The sequence below is a fragment of the Aestuariivirga sp. genome, from assembly GCF_965227715.1.
Taxonomy (GTDB): domain Bacteria; phylum Pseudomonadota; class Alphaproteobacteria; order Rhizobiales; family Aestuariivirgaceae; genus Aestuariivirga.
Genome location: NZ_OZ245771.1, coordinates 350,671 through 367,121 on the forward strand (window position 1 = coordinate 350,671; position 16,451 = coordinate 367,121).

15 protein-coding genes are annotated in these 16,451 nt (G+C 62.4%); 9 read left to right on the forward strand and 6 right to left on the reverse strand.

What is annotated here, in order from left to right; genetic code table 11:
* Positions 1-25 precede the first annotated feature (25 nt).
* From pyrC to ruvX, 4 genes are all read right to left on the reverse strand, one after another.
* A complete protein-coding gene (gene pyrC / locus ACO06F_RS01655; RefSeq protein WP_421694965.1) occupies positions 26-1,342 on the reverse strand; it encodes a dihydroorotase in 1,317 nt (438 codons plus the stop codon).
* Positions 1,339-2,298, reverse strand: coding sequence for an aspartate carbamoyltransferase catalytic subunit (locus tag ACO06F_RS01660; protein WP_421694966.1), 960 nt, complete (start codon positions 2,296-2,298; stop codon positions 1,339-1,341). Before ACO06F_RS01660 ends, pyrC begins: the two co-directional genes overlap by 4 nt.
* 67 nt (positions 2,299-2,365) lie before the next feature.
* The gene (locus tag ACO06F_RS01665) at positions 2,366-3,301 is read right to left on the reverse strand and encodes an AEC family transporter (protein WP_421694967.1); all 936 of its coding nucleotides are present in this window, start codon (positions 3,299-3,301) and stop codon (positions 2,366-2,368) included.
* Positions 3,298-3,762, reverse strand: coding sequence for a Holliday junction resolvase RuvX (ruvX, locus tag ACO06F_RS01670; RefSeq protein WP_421694968.1), 465 nt, complete (start codon positions 3,760-3,762; stop codon positions 3,298-3,300). Before ruvX ends, ACO06F_RS01665 begins: the two co-directional genes overlap by 4 nt.
* Positions 3,763-3,976: 214 nt before the next feature.
* Between ruvX and ACO06F_RS01675 the strand changes: the two genes are divergently transcribed.
* The 4 genes from ACO06F_RS01675 to gatA are packed head-to-tail and all read left to right on the forward strand — an operon-like array spanning position 3,977 to position 7,177.
* On the forward strand, positions 3,977-4,684 hold the full coding sequence (locus tag ACO06F_RS01675) for a metal-dependent hydrolase (protein WP_421694969.1): 708 nt from the start codon (positions 3,977-3,979) through the stop codon (positions 4,682-4,684).
* The gene (locus ACO06F_RS01680; protein ID WP_421694970.1) at positions 4,684-5,379 is read left to right on the forward strand and encodes a GNAT family N-acetyltransferase; all 696 of its coding nucleotides are present in this window, start codon (positions 4,684-4,686) and stop codon (positions 5,377-5,379) included. Before ACO06F_RS01675 ends, ACO06F_RS01680 begins: the two co-directional genes overlap by 1 nt.
* Before the next feature lie 47 nt (positions 5,380-5,426).
* Entirely contained in the window at positions 5,427-5,714 is a 288-nt protein-coding gene (gatC, locus tag ACO06F_RS01685) for an Asp-tRNA(Asn)/Glu-tRNA(Gln) amidotransferase subunit GatC (protein ID WP_421694971.1), read from the forward strand.
* Positions 5,711-7,177 (forward strand): Asp-tRNA(Asn)/Glu-tRNA(Gln) amidotransferase subunit GatA, encoded by a 1,467-nt coding sequence (gene gatA, locus ACO06F_RS01690; protein ID WP_421694972.1) that lies wholly within the window; start codon positions 5,711-5,713, stop codon positions 7,175-7,177. The genes gatC and gatA overlap by 4 nt, the downstream gene beginning before the upstream one ends.
* Positions 7,178-7,303: 126 nt before the next feature.
* Here gatA and ACO06F_RS01695 read toward each other — a convergent pair whose 3' ends face one another.
* Positions 7,304-7,963, reverse strand: a complete 660-nt coding sequence (locus ACO06F_RS01695; protein ID WP_421694973.1) for a peroxiredoxin — start codon at positions 7,961-7,963, stop codon at positions 7,304-7,306.
* A 150-nt stretch (positions 7,964-8,113) separates the two neighbouring features.
* Here ACO06F_RS01695 and ACO06F_RS01700 point away from each other — a divergent pair, with 150 nt between their 5' ends.
* Together ACO06F_RS01700 and ACO06F_RS01705 are read left to right on the forward strand one after the other, a co-directional pair.
* A complete protein-coding gene (locus tag ACO06F_RS01700) occupies positions 8,114-8,518 on the forward strand; it encodes a hypothetical protein (protein WP_421694974.1) in 405 nt (134 codons plus the stop codon).
* A 112-nt stretch (positions 8,519-8,630) separates the two neighbouring features.
* Positions 8,631-10,973, forward strand: a complete 2,343-nt coding sequence (locus ACO06F_RS01705; RefSeq protein ID WP_421694975.1) for a hypothetical protein — start codon at positions 8,631-8,633, stop codon at positions 10,971-10,973.
* Positions 10,974-10,997: 24 nt separating this feature from the next.
* On the opposite strand, the gene ACO06F_RS01710 is transcribed toward ACO06F_RS01705, so the two are convergent.
* Positions 10,998-13,457 carry a GcvT family protein gene (locus ACO06F_RS01710; RefSeq protein ID WP_421694976.1) on the reverse strand — a complete coding sequence of 820 codons (2,460 nt, stop codon included), beginning with the start codon at positions 13,455-13,457 and terminating at the stop codon, positions 10,998-11,000.
* A 178-nt stretch (positions 13,458-13,635) separates the two neighbouring features.
* Between ACO06F_RS01710 and ACO06F_RS01715 the strand changes: the two genes are divergently transcribed.
* The 3 genes from ACO06F_RS01715 (at position 13,636) to ACO06F_RS01725 (ending at position 16,390) form a co-directional block, all read left to right on the forward strand.
* On the forward strand, positions 13,636-14,037 hold the full coding sequence (locus ACO06F_RS01715) for a rhodanese-like domain-containing protein (protein WP_421694977.1): 402 nt from the start codon (positions 13,636-13,638) through the stop codon (positions 14,035-14,037).
* Between the two features lie 18 nt (positions 14,038-14,055).
* Complete coding sequence (gene metZ, locus ACO06F_RS01720; RefSeq protein ID WP_421694978.1) at positions 14,056-15,249, forward strand: O-succinylhomoserine sulfhydrylase; 1,194 nt, start codon at positions 14,056-14,058, stop codon at positions 15,247-15,249.
* Between the two features lie 91 nt (positions 15,250-15,340).
* Positions 15,341-16,390: a linear amide C-N hydrolase gene (locus ACO06F_RS01725; RefSeq protein ID WP_421694979.1), complete on the forward strand. Its 1,050-nt coding sequence runs from the start codon at positions 15,341-15,343 to the stop codon at positions 16,388-16,390.
* Positions 16,391-16,451 lie beyond the last annotated feature (61 nt).

Here is a 16,451-nt window from a genome sequence, read left to right on the forward strand (position 1 = left end):
GGGAAAGAAGGATCGTTGCCGTCCGTCATTCCCGAACGTAAGCGTAAACGCTCTCGCCCGCAACGATGGTTTCGACGGCGCGGCCTTCCAGCGTGCGGTGCTCGAAGGGGGAGTTCTTGGCACGCGAGCGCAGGCTTTCCTCCTCCACTGTCCAGGACAGCGTGAGGTCAACGAGCGCAAAATCTGCAGGTGCTCCCGGGGCCAATCGGCCAGTCTCGAGCTTCAGGATTTCCGCGGGCTTGGAGGACATGGCCTCAACCAGCCGGGAGAGGGGCATGCCTTCATTGTGGTGAAGCCCGAGTGCGGCGGACAGCATGGTCTCGAGGCCGACGGCGCCATAGGCGGCCTCCGCGAAGGGAAGCCGCTTGGTATCGGCACTTTGCGGGTCATGGCCGGAGACAATCACGTCAATCGTGCCATCCGCCACGGCTGCCACCAGCGCGCGCCGGTCATCCTCGCTGCGCAAAGGCGGCGAGAGTTTGAAGAAGGTGCGATAGGCCCCGATGTCATTTTCGTTCAGCACCAGATGATGGACGGAGACGCCGCAGGTGACAGGCAGGCCCCTGGCCTTGGCCGCCCGCATCACCTCAACCGAAAGCGCGCTTGATATTTGCGAAGCGTGGTAGCGGGCACCTGTCATCTCCACCAGGCGCAGGTCGCGCTCCAGCATGATCACTTCCGCCATGGCGGGAATGCCAGAAAGCCCCAGCCTGCTCGCGGCCTCGCCTGCATTCATGACGCCGGAGGACAATGCCGGCTCCTCCACATGCTGGACGACCAGCATGTCAAAATCCTTGGCATAGGTGAGGGCGCGGCGGAACACATTGGCGTTCACCAGCGCCTTGGTGCCCTCGGTGATGGCGACGGCACCGGCCTCCTTCAGAAGCCCGATCTCCGTCATCAGCTCACCGCCGATGCCCTTGCTGATCGAGGCCATGGGCGCCACCCGCACGGATGCGGTATCGCGCGCGCGCCGCATGATGAAGTCGACAATGGCCGCATCATCGATCACGGGCTGCGTATTGGGCATGACGATCATAGTCGTCACACCGCCTGCCGCTGCTGCTTCCGACGCACTCGCCAGCGTTTCGCGGTATTCGGTTCCCGGCTCGCCCGTGAACACCCGCATGTCGATCAGGCCCGGAATGAGGGTGAGGCCCTGGCAGTCGATTACGGCAGCGCCAGAGCCTACGCTGTCGCGCGTCACCTTGGGGCCTACATCCAGGATCCAGCCATCATCGATCAGTATGCCGCCGCGGCCCGCAAGGCCTTGGGCAGGGGCCACGATTTCGGCATTCACATAGGCCCGGCGGCGCGCATGGGGCTTTGTTGGACTCTTCACGCGTTGCCTCCGCCGGGAATGTTGCGGGAGAGAGCATCGAGCACCGCCATGCGCACGGCGACACCCATTTCCACCTGTTCGCGGATCACCGATTGAACGCCATCGGCCACGTCCGAGTCGATCTCGATTCCGCGGTTCATGGGGCCAGGGTGCATCACCATGGCATCAGGCTTGGCGAGCTTCAGCTTCTCTGCGTTGAGGCCGTAGAAGCGGTAATACTCGCGGATCGAAGGCACGAAGGCCCCCGTCATCCGCTCCAGCTGCAGGCGCAGCATCATCACCACGTCAGCCCCTTTGAGGCCCGTTTCCATGCTGCGGTGTACCTCGACGCCGAAATTGTCGATGCCGGAGGGAAGCAGGGTGGAGGGTGCCACGACCCGCACCCGTGCCCCCAGCTTGTTCAGCAGATGGATGTTGGAGCGCGCCACGCGCGAATGCAGCACGTCACCGCAGATCGCCACGGTAAGGCCCTCGAAACTCTTCTTGTGGCGGCGGATCGTGAGGGCATCCAGAAGTGCTTGCGTGGGGTGCTCATGCTGGCCGTCCCCTGCATTGATGACGGCGCAGGAGACTTTCTGCGCCAGAAGCTCCGCTGCCCCTGAAGACTGGTGGCGCACCACCAGAAAGTCCGGCTGCATGGCGTTGATGGTCATCGCCGTGTCGATCAGCGTTTCGCCCTTGGAGACGGATGAGGTGGCAACCGCCATGTTCATCACATCCGCACCCAGCCGCTTTCCGGCAATCTCGAAGGAGCTTTGGGTCCGGGTTGAGGCTTCGAAAAACAGGTTCACCTGGGTGCGCCCCTGAAGCACCGGCTGCCGCTTGTCGGTCTGGCGGCTCACCTCGACATAGCGTTCGGCCAGGTCGAGGAGGCGGATGGCTTCAGGAGGGGAGATATCGTCGATGGCCAGCAGGTGCTGGCGTTTGAGGAGCGGCGGGCGGGCTTCGCGTGTCATCAAAACCGGGTGTGTAAGCACAATTGCCGTGGCCCGCAAGCGCCATGTGGCCCCCTGTGCACAAGCCTCAGGTGGTTGCGCCCGCCAGCCACAGCACGAGCGGGATGGTGAGGGCGGCGGCAATGACCTGCATGGTCAGAATATTGGCCACCATGGGCGCGTCTCCCCCCATCTTGCGGGCCAGAACATAGGCGCCTGAGCCCGTGGGCACCGCCGCACAGAGAAGAGCCACCGCGAAGGCCTGGCCGTGAACGCCCATCAGCCACAGTGCGCCTGCCATCAACGCCGGCATGGCCAGCAGTTTCAGCACGGTGGCGGCTGCAATCGGCGGCCAGGCTTTCACCACGGAGCCCAGTTGGAGCCCCGCACCCACGGTCAGAAGGGCAAGGCCCAGGGCGCCCCGGCCGATCATGTCCAGAACCTGCAGCGCCATGCCCGGCACGTGAAGGCCCGAAAGCTGCCAGGCAACACCCCCCAATGAAGAGAAGACAAAGGGATTCTTCAAAATGGACAGCAGCAGCTTCCCCGGCTCCACATAGGTTTCATGGGCGAAGCGGGCCATGACGATGACGCAGAGGATGTTGAGGAGGGGCGTCATCGCCGCCGCGCTGACGGCACCCAGGGATAAGGCCTCCGCCCCGAAGAGCAGGGGGATGATGGCAAAGGCAATGAAGGTGTGCCAGCGCGCGGCACCCTGAACGAGGCTGGTGAATTGCGGCCCGTCAATCTTCAGCACCGCCATCACCGGCCGGTTCAGCAGAACGAGGAGGCCGATCATGGCAATGACCGCAATCGCCATGGCGCCCGCCATCTGCAGCACCGGAACATTGGCGAAATCCGCCGCGGCGATTTCCTTGAAGATGATCGCCGGAAACAGCACGAAATAGCAGAGGTGGTCGAGCCCGGCCCATTGCGCCGTATCAATCACCTCGAAGCGGCGCAGCGCATAGCCCACCAGAATCACGATGAAGACCGGCAAAAGGGCGAGGAAAATCGTGGTCATCTGAGAGAGTCGAGTGCCGCTTGCAGGATCCAGGCGGCGGCCAGCTTATCGATCACTTCCTCCCGCCTCGCGCGGGAGGCATCGGCTTGGATCAGCATCCGCTCCACCGCCGCAGTTGACAGCCGCTCATCCCAATAGACCACGGGGACGGGCGAGAGCCTGGCGAAGTTGCGCGCAAAGGCCCTGGTCGACTGGCACCGCGGGCCTTCCGTTCCATCCATGTTGATGGGCAGGCCCAGCACGATCAATCCGATATTCTCCGCCGCGATGATCGCCAGCAGCCGCTCCGCATCCTGGGTGAATTTCTTCCGGGCAATGGTCTCGATGGGGGTTGCGATCATCCGCGTCCGGTCGCTGGTGGCAACACCGATTGTCTTCGACCCCAGGTCGAGCCCCATAAGCCGCTTGCCGGCGGGAATGGTGGCAATTGCTTCGCGGAGGGAAAGATCAGCTTCGGCCATGGCGTCCCTTTACCCTTTCCTTGCGGCCAAGCAAGCAAACCTCCCACCCTTCCGTGATCCCGGCGGAGGCCGGGATCCAGCTTTCCTCACGCCGCGCCGCCCAAAGCGGGACCCCGGCCTACGCCGGGGTGACGGACCTGAAAACTGAGGAAGCGAACTTGCCAATATGTAGCAAGCAGCCGATCATGCGGACCTCACATCTGGAGTGCCTTCCATGAAGATCACCTATCACGGCCATTCCGCCTTCCGGGTGGAAACGGGCAATGCCGTCATCCTCGTTGATCCGTTCTTCACGGGAAACCCGGCCGCCAAAACCACCTGGCAGGAGGCCTGCCGGGGCTGCACCCATCTGCTGCTCACCCATGGCCATGGCGACCACACGGGCGACTCGCTTGAGATCCTGAAGGAGACCGGCGCGCTGCTCGTTTCCAATTTCGAGATATGCTCCTGGCTCAACGCCAAGGGCATCGACAATTACAGCCCCGGCAACCATGGCGGGCGGATCGTTTTTGACGATTTCGACGTGATCTTCACCAACGCCTGGCATTCCTCTTCGGACATGGTGGCGGGAACGCCGGTCTATCTCGGCAATCCATCGGGCTTCGTGATCGAGGCAAAGCGCGAACATGGCAACACGCTCTACATCTCCGGTGACACCGGCCTCTCGCTGGACATGAAGCTCATCCAGGAGCTGTACCGGCCGGACATCGGCATCCTTCCCATTGGGGACCGTTTCACCATGGGTGCGGACCAGGCGGCCTATGCCTGCCGCAACTTCTTTGATTTCAAGGCGGTGATCCCCTGCCATTTCGGCTCCTTCAAGGGATTCGTGGCCGATGATGCCTCGTCCTTCCTCAAGGCCATGGGGCCGGATGCCGCGAAGGTTAAGGTAATGGCCGCAGAAGAAACGGTGGAATTCTGATGGCAAAGAAAGCCGAACGCCCCGTAGGCCCGATCGTCGATCCGCTGCCGCCCGGCTCCAAGCCCGACATGCGGCCCCTCCACGGCCGCTGGGTGGTGCTGGAACCCGTCATCGCCGCCACCCACGCGAAGGATCTCTACGACAGCTTCAAGGACAGCGACCCCAGTGGCGATGTCTGGACCTATCTGGGCTACGGCCCCTGGCAGAGTTTCGAGCAGTTCGAAGGCTGGCTGAAGGAGCGCGAAGCGTCGCGGGACCCGTGGTTTTATGCCTTCATCCGCCGCGATACGGGCAAGGCCTGCGGCATGGGCTCGTTCATGCGCGCTGATGCGCCCAATGGGGTGATCGAGATCGGCCATATCTGGATGTCCCCCGGCCTGCAGCAGACCCGGGAGGCAACCGAGATTATCTTCCTGATGATCCGTCACTGCTTCGATGACCTGGGCGTGCGCCGCCTGGAATGGAAATGCGACGCGCTCAACGCGCCCTCCCGCAAGGCGGCGGAGCGTTTTGGCTTTGGATTCGAAGGCATTTTCCGCCAGCACCTGATCGTCAAGGGGCGGAACCGGGATACCGCCTGGTTCGCCATGCTGGACAAGGACTGGCCCCGTATCCGGGCCGGTTTCGAGCGCTGGCTCAGGCCTGAGAATTTCGACGAAAAGGGCCGCCAGAAAGCCAAGTTGCAGGTGGCCTGAGCGGGTGCTATTCCGCGCCTCGACGAAGCTCAAGGACTGGAAACGGAATGTCGGTCGATCAGACAACGGTGAAGCGCGTCGCGCGCCTGGCGCGGCTCAAGGTGAAGGATGAGGACGTGCCGCGGCTTGCGGGCGAACTCAACGCCATCCTCGGCTTCATTGAGCAACTGAACGAAGTCGACGTGGCGAATGTGGAACCCATGACCTCCGTCGTCTCCATGAAGATGAAGATGCGCAAGGACGAGGTGACGGACGGCCACTACCCTGACAAGATCACGGCCAATGCACCTGCCCAGGAGGATGATTTCTTCATGGTGCCGCGGGTGATCGAATGACCAGCCTCACCGCCCTCACCATCGCGGCCGCACGCGACGGCCTGAAGAAGAAGCAGTTCTCCACCCTCGAGCTGACGGATGCCTACCTCGCCGCCATGGAAGCCGCCCGCGTGCTCAACGCCTATATCGTCGAGACGCCCGAGAAGGCCCGTGAGATGGCAAAAGCATCTGATGCGCGCTTGGCAGCGGGCCAGGGCGGGGCGCTCGAAGGCATTCCTCTTGGCATCAAGGATCTATTCGCGACGGAGGGCATTCACACCCAGGCCTGCAGCCATGTGCTGGATGGTTTCAAGCCGCCTTACGAATCAACCGTCAGCGCCAATCTCTGGCGCGATGGCGCGGTGATGCTTGGCAAGCTCAACATGGATGAGTTCGCCATGGGCTCCTCCAATGAGACGAGCTATTACGGCAACGTCATCAACCCGTGGAAGCGGAAGAACTCAAACGCAGCCCTCGTGCCTGGTGGCTCTTCCGGCGGCTCCGCCGCTGCGGTTGCTGCCCATATTTGTGCGGCAGCGACGGCGACGGATACGGGCGGCTCCATCCGCCAGCCCGCAGCCTTCACCGGCACCGTGGGCATCAAGCCCACCTATGGCCGCTGCTCGCGCTGGGGCATTGTCGCTTTCGCATCCTCGCTTGATCAGGCAGGCCCCATCGCGCGGGACGTGCGCGATGCCGCCATTATGCTGAAGTCCATGGCGAGTGTGGATCCGAAGGATACGACCTCCGTCGATCTGCCCGTGCCGGACTATGAGGCCGCCATCGGCCGGCCCATCAAGGGCCTCCGCGTCGGCATCCCCAAGGAATACCGCGTCGACGGCATGCCTGGCGAGATCGATACGCTGTGGGCCAAGGGTGCGGCGTGGTTGAAGGAGCAGGGGGCGGAGATCGTCGAGATTTCGCTTCCTCACACCAAATATGCGCTCCCTGCCTATTACATCGTGGCCCCGGCGGAAGCCTCGTCCAACCTCGCGCGCTATGATGGCGTGCGCTACGGCCTGCGCGTGCGCGGGGACGACATCGTGGATATGTATGAGAATTCCCGCGCCGCGGGCTTCGGCCGCGAAGTGCAGCGCCGCATTCTGATCGGCACCTATGTTCTGTCCGCTGGTTACTACGACGCCTATTACGTCCGCGCCCAGAAAGTCCGCACACTGATCAAGCGCGATTTCGAAGAGGCATGGAACAAGGTGGACGTCGTGCTGACGCCCGCAACCCCCAGCCCCGCCTTCGCACCCGGCGAAATCACCGACCCCGTGCAGATGTATCTGAACGACATCTTCACGGTCACGGTGAACATGGCGGGCCTCCCCGGCATTGCCGTTCCCGCCGGCCTCTCGGCAGACGGCCTGCCGCTGGGCCTGCAGCTGATCGGCAAGCCCTTCGGCGAGGAAACATTGTTCCAGGCGGCCGCCGCAATTGAAGCAGCGGCAGGGGGATATGCCGCGCCAAAATGGTGGTGAGCCCCGTTTTCCGGGGCACACCCACCAATCATCACCTTGCCCGGGCTTGACCCGGGCATCCTTTTACAACGGCAAAAAAGATGGCCGGGCTAAGCCCGGCCATTGTGAGCGCTGAAAAAATCGCAGTTACTTCGGCTGCGGCACCATGCGCAGATAGGGCTTCAGCGTCTTCCAGCCGCCCGGGAACTTTTCCTTGGCCGCTTCGTCTGAAACGGAAGCCAAGATGATCACGTCCTCACCCTGTTTCCAGTCGGCAGGGGTTGCCACCGACTTTGTGGCGGTGAGCTGGAGCGAATCCACCACGCGGATGATTTCATTGAAGTTGCGGCCCGTGCTCATCGGGTAGGCGACGATGAACTTGATCTTCTTGTCAGGCCCGATGATGAACACGTTACGCACGGTGGCGTTGTCCGCTGCGGTGCGGCCCTTGGCATTGCCGGAGGCGTTGGGGTGGATCATGCCATAAAGCTTTGCCACCGAGAGGTCTTCGTCGCCGATCATCGGATAGTTCACGGAGGCGCCGGTCACGTCCTTGATGTCTTCCTTCCAGCGCTTGTGATCTTCAACCGAGTCGACCGAAATGCCGATCAGCTTCACGCCGCGCTTGTCGAACTCGTGCTTCATCTTGGCCACCGAGCCCAGCTCCGTGGTGCAGACGGGGGTAAAATCCTTCGGGTGAGAGAAGAACACGGCCCAGGCGCCGTCGATGTAATCATGGAACTTCAGGTGACCCTCAGTGGTCTCAGCCTCGAAGTCGGGTGCAATATCGCCAATTTGCAGTGCCATGGTGAGCTCCATCTTATCTGTAGGGCTCGAATATAGCGTAAGGTGCGTTCGTAATAAAGAACATTTCGTACGATAATGCGCTCAACCCGCCTTTGCGGGAATCGCAGAACTTAAGTTAGGTTCAGCCCCACACCGGAGATCAAACAGATCATGCGCTACCTCATATCCTTCCCGACCCTCGCCATCGTCATTGCCGTCTATCTGCTGATGGCCTCCGGAGGTGGCATGTTGCTCGATGGCGATGCCTATTCGATGACGCTCGCCTCTGGCGCCGAAATCACGCTGCGGGGAGGGGACTTCTTCGTGATCGCGGGCCTCGTGGCGCTGTTTCTCGAAATGCTGAAGGCCGCGCGGCCCGGCCGCAGCGCGATACTGGACCACATCCTGTCCACTGCCACCTTCATCGTTGCTCTGGTCTGCCTCCTGCTCGTCAGCTTCGCGGGAACGGCCACCTTCTTCATTCTCACGCTGATGACGCTGATTGACGTGGTCGCGGGCTTCTCCATCTCGCTCTTCGCGGCCAGGCGCGATTTTGCCATTGAGGGTGACCGCTAAAAGGGCGGTTCTTGCATCCGGAGATAGCATGATGTAACGTTACGTCAACTTCTGTTGCGCTGCGGCTGCGTTCAGCCTGCAGTCACAAGGGCGGAAGAGATGTGGAGGCATCATGCTGCGCCGGATTCTCTTCCTCTGTTTGCTGCTGGGTGCTGTGGTGCTCAACAGCCCGGTTCACGCCCAGGAATCGCCCAGCCCCATCGCGGGCATGGGCCATGGGGCCTTGTTCGACAGCCGGGGCCGTCAGCTGGTGCCCACGGACAAACTGATCACCAACGCCATCGCCTGGTATAAGAGCAATGTTTATGCTCGCGCCTCCGCTGAACTTCGGCTCAGCTATGACAGGCAGCTGCGCGAGGCCCGCGCGGCGCGCGCGATGACCGTCAATCAGCAGCTGTTGCTTGAGCTTCGCGCCGTCGAGTGGCTTTACGCGAATGCGCCCGCCCAGCCCGGCGACGATAAGCACCGCCGCGCCCTCAATGCGCTTGCTTATCTGCTCCGCTTCGAGCTTCCGAGGACGGATACAGACGTTCTCGTGCCCTATGCCCGCCCCTTCGCCCTGGGTGCGGATTTCGAGCGCTTCATCCAGCAATCAGGCTTCCGGCCGCCGCTCACGGTCACGCCGCTCTCTGCCACCGTCAACTCCGGCCAGGCCTATATCACCGAGTGCCGGAACAATGCCGTCCCCATTCCGCCGCCCATTGGCGATTCAAGATGGGTGAGCCAGGGCTTCATCCCCACCGACCAGCTCTTCCTCGTGAACACCAGCGTCGAGGTGATGACCTATAAGAGCACCAGCCCCGAGGGCTTGTGCATTGCCTTGCCGCGCTCCAACGACACGAACCCCGCCGATGGGGTGACGGTGGCGCTCGATGGCATCGTCTGCCTGGGCAAGAGAGCGTCTCCGCTCACCGGCAAATCCTCGGCCTGTTTCTGGGACAATCAGATGAACGGTTCCAGCTTTCCGTTCCTCAAGGGCACGAAGATCCCCATCGGCTGGAACGATCCCGCGCAGGTCAGCCCCAACCCGTCTGGAAACTTCATGAGCGGCGGCGCGCAGTTGACCAGCGGCTCAGCTGGCATGTGCAGCGATTGCCATGCGGGGCAAAACCCCTTCATCGTGCACCCGCGCAATCCGGTTCCCCCCAAGCCCTTCGGGCAAGCACAAAACCCCTCTGCGGAGACGGTGTTGGGCAAGCTCGGGAAGCCGCCTCTCAACCTGCCAATGTTCGGGGACACCTGGTATGACCCCATCGTGCTCGCGTCCTGGCCGCAGAACAGGAAGCGCTTGAATGATGCCTATGTGCCCGCCGCTTGTCAGGGCTGCCACACGGCCGGCGGTATGGCCGGGCAATTGCCCCATCTCTCGACGGAGCTGACGGGCTACTGCGACATGGTGCTGGCCAAATCCATTCAGACCGGCCTTCCGCATTCCATGCCGCAGGGCAATCCGGGCAGTGCTGCCAACGATATTGATGTGAAAGCCATTGCCGATCTCACAGCTTCTGCCAGTAATCCCACGCCCTTCTGCGCGATCGGCCCCACGGCTGGACCGTCGGACCGGGGCGATCCGCACATCGTCACCACCAATGGCATTGCCTATGATTTCCAGGCGGCAGGCGAATTCGTGGCCCTGAAGGACGAGGACGGCAGCTTCGAACTGCAGACGCGGCAAAGCCCGGTTACGACCACCTTCACGCCCGGCGCCAATGCCTATACCGGCCTTGCCAGCTGTGTGAGCCTCAATACGGCCGTCGCCTTGAAGCTGGGCAGCCAGCGCGTCACCTATCAGCAAGTGGGACCATCCGCGCGGGACGGGCGCATGGAGTTGCGGATCGGCGGCCGCGTCAAGACGCTGGATCGCGGAACACTCGATCTTGGCTCCGGCAGCTCCATTACGGCGAATGGCGCCGGCAGCCTCACCTTCACCGCGGCAGATGGCACGCGCGTCATCGCCACACCCACCTATTGGCAATCCCAGGGCTATTGGCACATTGTGGTCGAGGTGCTGAACACCACCGCGCGGGCCGGACTCATGGGGCATGTGGCTGCTGGCGAATGGCTGCCACGCGGCGGCGACAGAACGAATTTCGGCGCTATGCCCGCCGCCCTCACCACCCGCTACAAGGTGCTCTACGGAAAATTTGGCGAATCCTGGCGGGTGACGGATCAGACCAGCCTCTTCGACTATCCCGCCGGGCAGTCGACCAAATATTTCACCGACCCCGACTGGCCCTCAACCGCCAATAATTGTCAGAGCACCGTCCTTGCCGCACCGGCCGTGCGGGAGCCCTTGTCCTATGACGTGGCCAAGCAGGCCTGCTCTTCGCTCAACGATAAAGCAGCCCGCGAGCAGTGCCTGTTCGACGTCCAGGTCTTGGGCGATGTGGGCGTCCTCAAAGCCTATAGCCGCAGCCTGGAGCTCCGTGCCGCGGTTCAGGCCGGCATAAGGTGACGGCGCGCGAAGCGCGTGCTGCCGTCACGCCTTGATGCGCTCGCCCTTCGGGTCATAGAAGGCCTGGAACTGAACCTTGGCGGCATAGCGCTTCCAGGCCAGTTCCACCTCCCATGTGCCGCTCTCGATCCACTCGCGCGTCACGCCGTCCGTGTTGTGCACATAGCCCAGACCCAGTGACAGGTTCACCCGGTGCCCCCAGGCGCCCGAGGTGGTGGAGCCCACGATTACGCCATTCCGGTAGATCGGCTCCTCGTGATAGATCATCGGCGCCTTATCGGAATTATCCTCCAGCGCTAGGCAGACGAAGCGCTTGGCCTGCAGCGGATTGGCCTTCTGCTTCACCAATGCCTCGCGGCCAATGAAGCCGCCGGGCTTGTCCCAGGCGACGGCAAAGCCAAGGCCCGCCTCGATAGGCGTGTCCTCGTCGGCAATGTCATGGCCCCAATGGCGGTAGGCCTTCTCGGTGCGGCAGTTGTTCATGGTGTGCATGCCGGCAGGGGTGAGGCCGAACTCTTTGCCTGCCGCCAGCAGCGTCTCGAACACATGGGCCGTGAATTCGGTGGGGATGTAAAGCTCCCAACCCAGCTCGCCCACATAGGTGATGCGGCTCGCCCGCACCCGCGCATAGCCGATCTCGATCTCGCGTGATGTGCCGAAGGGGAAGCCCGCATTTGAAAGGTCTTCGCCCGAGAGCTTTTCCAGCAGCGCGCGGGATTTGGGGCCCATCACCGCGATCATCGGCAGGCCAGACGTGATGTCGGTTGCCACGCAATGCGCGTCCGCCGGCGTGTGGCGCTTGAGCCAGGCCATATCCCGCGTCTGGGGGGCGGCACCTGTCACCACCAGGAACTTGTTCTCCTCGATCCGGGTGACGGTCAGATCCGCCTCAATGCCGCCGCGCTCATTGAGCCATTGGGTGTAGACGATGCGGCCCGGTTCCACATCCACATTGGCGGCTGAAACCCGGTTCAGAACCTTGCAGGCATCCCGTCCTTCGACCGAATACTTGGCGAAGCTCGCCTGGTCGAAGAAGGCGCAATTATTCATGAGCTGCTTGGCTTCGTAATCCGCGCAAGGGAACCAGTTCTGGCGGCCATAGGAATATTCATACTCAGCCTTCACGCCGCCGCGCGCATACCAGTTGGGGCGCTCCCAGCCATTCACCTCTCCGAACACGGCGCCCAGCTCTTTCTCGTAAGCATAAAGCGGCGAACGCCTGACGCCGCGCGCCGTTTCCGCCTGGCGGTAAGGCCAGTGCATGGCATAGAGCAGCCCCAGGCTCTCCGACACACGCTCCCGCACATAGGATTTCACCGACTGGAAAGGGTGGATGCGGCGGATGTCCATGCCGGTCACATCCATCGGCGGATAGCCGTTCTTGATCCATTTGGAAAGAACCAAACCCGCACCGCCAGAAGACTGGATGCCGATCGAGTTGAAGCCCGCCGCCACGTAGACGTTCTTCACCTCCGGCGCTTCGCCCAGGTAATATTTCACATCGGGTGTGAAGCTTTCCGGGCCATTGAAGAACAGCTGGATGCCGGCTGTCTCCAGCAGCGGCACGCGGTTGATGGCATTGGCAAGGATCGGCTCGAAATGGTCCATGTCCTCTGGCAGCGTCACGAAGGCATGTTCCTCGTCAATGCCGCCGCCGCCCCAGGGCTTGGCCTTGGGCTCGAAGGCCCCGACCATCAGCTTGCCCGCATCTTCCTTGTAATAGGTGCATTCATCGGGCACGCGCACCACCGGCATGTTGCGCGCCAATTCGGCAATGGGCTCGGACACGATGTAGAAATGCTCGCAGGCATGGAGCGGAATGTTGACGCCGATGGAGCGGCCCAGATCGCGTGACCACATGCCGGATGCGACCACGATCTTGTCCGCCAGAATGGTGCCGTCCGCCGTCTCGACGCCATAGGCGCTGCCGTTCTTCACCAGCACCCGGGTGACCTTCACATTCTCGAGGATCTTCGCACCCCGGGCGCGGGCGCCCTGGGCCAGCGCCTGGGTCACGTCAATGGGGTTCACCTGGCCGTCCTTGGGCAGGAACACGCCGCCCTTCACATTCTCCATATTGTAGTGCGGCAGCCGTTCGTGAATTTCACCTGTCGAGATCACCTGCACATCAAGGCCGAAGTTCTTGGCCATGGAGGCGCCGCGGACCAGCTCTTCCAGCCGGCCCTCGGTCAGCGCCACGGAGATCGAGCCATTCTGCTTGAAGCCCGTGGCCTGGCCGGTTTCCGCCTCCAGGCCTTCGAACAGGGTGGCTGTGTATTTCGCCAGCTCCGTCAGGTTGCGCGTGGCGCGGAGCTGGCCCACGAGGCCTGCCGCATGCCAGGTGGTGCCGGATGTCAATTGCTTCCGCTCCAACAGCACAACGTCGGTGATCCCTTCCTTGGTGAGGTGATAGGCGATCGAACAGCCGACGATGCCGCCACCGATGATGACGACATCGGCGCGGGCGGGCAGGGACTTGGACATGGGGGCAACTCCGGGTCAGGTGGTGAGCTGATCTATCAGGCCAGGGTGGTAATCCGGAAGCGCCAGACTGTCTCACGGGCGCGGGCCAGCCATTCACCGGTCACAGGCGTGAGGCATTTTCCTTTGCGGGACCCTTCCGTTTCGACTAAATCGTTCGAAACAACGAACGGATCGTTCCATGCATCAGGGTGATATTTCTCCGGCCGAAGCCTATCAGCGGCTCCAGAACAACCCGTCCGCCGTGCTGATTGACGTGCGCACCCAGCCGGAATGGGTGTTCGTCGGCGTGCCCGCGGTGGAGCGCCTGATCCGCCTGTCCTGGCAGGTTTTCCCCTCGATGCAGGTCAATGGCAATTTCGTCGCCGAGGTCGAGCAGATGGGACTGCCGAAGGACGCCGAGATTCTCTGCATCTGCCGGTCGGGCGCGCGCTCGGCCTCGGCCGCCGCGGCTTTGACGCAGGCAGGCTACAGCAATGCCTGGAACGTGGCCCAGGGCTTCGAGGGTGACAAGGACGCAACCGGCCACCGCGCCACGCTCGGCGGCTGGAAGGCCGCGGGGCTCCCCTGGGTCCAGAGCTGAGCAGATCGGGAAAACGCCATGAAGAAGCACAAGTCAGACCCGAAGAGCTGGGGTGACGCCACCAAGCTGGTGCGCGGCGGGCTTGACCGCACCGAGCATGGCGAAACCTCGGAAGCCCTCTTCCTGAATTCGGGCTTCGTCTATGACGAACCCGAAACCGCAGAACGGCGCTTTGCGGGCGAGGATGATGGCTATGTCTATGGCCGCTACGGCAACCCCACCGTCACCATGTTCGAGGAGCGCCTGGCGCTGCTCGAAGGGGCAGAGGCCTGTTATGCGCTGGCCTCTGGCATGGCCTCGGTCTTCGGCGCGCTGGCCTGCCAGTTGAAGGCAGGGGACCACCTCGTGGCCTCGAAGGCGCTGTTCGGCTCCTGCTATCAGGTGATCACCTCGATCCTGCCGCGCTTCGGCATCCGCACCACCTTGGTGGACGGGAGCGATCTTGCCGCCTGGAAAGAGGCGATCACGCCCGAGACCAAATGTGTGTTCCTCGAGACGCCATCGAACCCCACGCTGGACGTGATCGACCTCGAAGCCGTCTGCGGCATCGCCAAGGCAAAGGGTGCGAATGTCGTGGTGGACAATATCTTCGCCACCCCCATCCTGCAGCGCCCGCTGACCTATGGCGCGGATGTGATCGTCTATTCCGGAACCAAGCACATGGACGGGCAAGGCCGCGTCCTGGGCGGCGCCATCGTCTCCACCAAGAAGTTCAAGGAAGAGCAGCTGAAGCCCTTCCTCCGCCACACGGGGCCTTCGATTTCGCCCTTCAACGCCTGGATCCTGCTCAAAGGCCTCGAGACCATGAAGCTCCGCGTCGAGGCGCAGAGTCATGCTGCCCGCAAGGTCGCCGAGGCGCTCGAGGCCATGCCCGGCGTCTCCCGCGTGCTCTACCCGCATCTCGATTCCCACCCGCAAGCCGCCCTTTCGCGCAAGCAGATGACGCTGGGCGGCACCATGGTCACCTTCGAAGTGGATGGCGGCAAGAAGAAAGCCTTCGATCTGCTCCGCCATCTGGGGATCATCGACATCTCGAACAATCTGGGCGATGCCAAATCCCTGATGACGCATCCGGCCTCCACCACCCACCGCAATATCGGGGCGGAGGCGCGGGCCATGATGGGCATCACCGACGGCATGCTCCGCCTCTCTGTGGGTCTTGAGGACACGGATGATCTGATCGGCGACCTGCAGCAGGCGATCGCGACCTGAGTTTCCTTTGCGCCTCGGGGTGAGGGGACGTTGCAAATCGGGTGGATCACGCGCTACTCTAGGTTTCATCACCTCTCACAGGAGTAACCCGATGACCCGTCTCCGCGCTTGCCTGTTCCTCTCCGTCGCCGCGCTGGCGGGCATCGCGTCCCTGCCGGGCATCGCGGATGCCTGCACGCGGGTCTTGTGGAACGACAATGGCTATGCCGTCATGACCGGCAGAACCATGGATTGGCCGGAGAGCACGGAGCCAGTGCTCACCATTTTCCCGCGTGGGTTAGAGCGGGGCGGCGGCAAGGCGGGGGCAGAGGTGATCGTCACCGATAATCCGGCCCGCTGGACCTCCAAATACGGAAGCCTCGTCACCACCATCTACGGGATCGGCACGGCGGATGGCATCAACGAGGCCGGTCTCGGCGCTCACATGCTCTATCTCAACGACACGGATTTCGGCGCGCGGGACGTGTCGAAGCCGGGCCTCCACGCCGGCCTCTGGGCGCAATACCTGCTGGACAATGCCGCAACCGTGGAAGAGGCGCTGAAGCTGTTCGACGGCATCCAGGTCGTCATGGTTGAAGCCAACGGCCACAAGGCCAATGTGCACCTGGCCATCGAGGATGCGAGCGGAGATTCGGCCATCATCGAATTCATCGGCGGAAAGCCCGTCATTCACCATGGCCGGGACTTCGTGGTGATGACCAATGATCCTGCTTATGATCAGCAACTCGCCCTGCTGAAGAACCAGGATTTCTCCAAGCCCTCGAGCACCATGCCGCTTCCTGGCAATGTCAACCCGGTGGACCGTTTCCAGCGCGCCACCTATTATCTGAACCTTCTTCCAAAGCCCAAGGGTGAGCGTGAGGCCGCGGCCGGCGTTCTGGCCATTGCCCGCAACGTCTCCGTGCCCTTCGGCGCGCCCTACAAGGGCTTTGGCATCTACAACACCGAATACCGCACCGCCGCCAATTTGACGGACAAACGCTATTACTTCGAACTGAGCAACAGTCCGAACCTGATCTGGGCCGATCTGTCGCTGGTGAACCTTGACAAGGGCCAGCCGGTGCGGATGCTCAACCCGGACAATATCAACCTGTCAGGAAACGTCATCGCATCCTTCGCACCAGGTCCTGCACCTTTCTGAGATTGCAGCCGTGGCGTGAAGCTACCGTTCTTCAAGATATATCGCGTAATCACAATATATC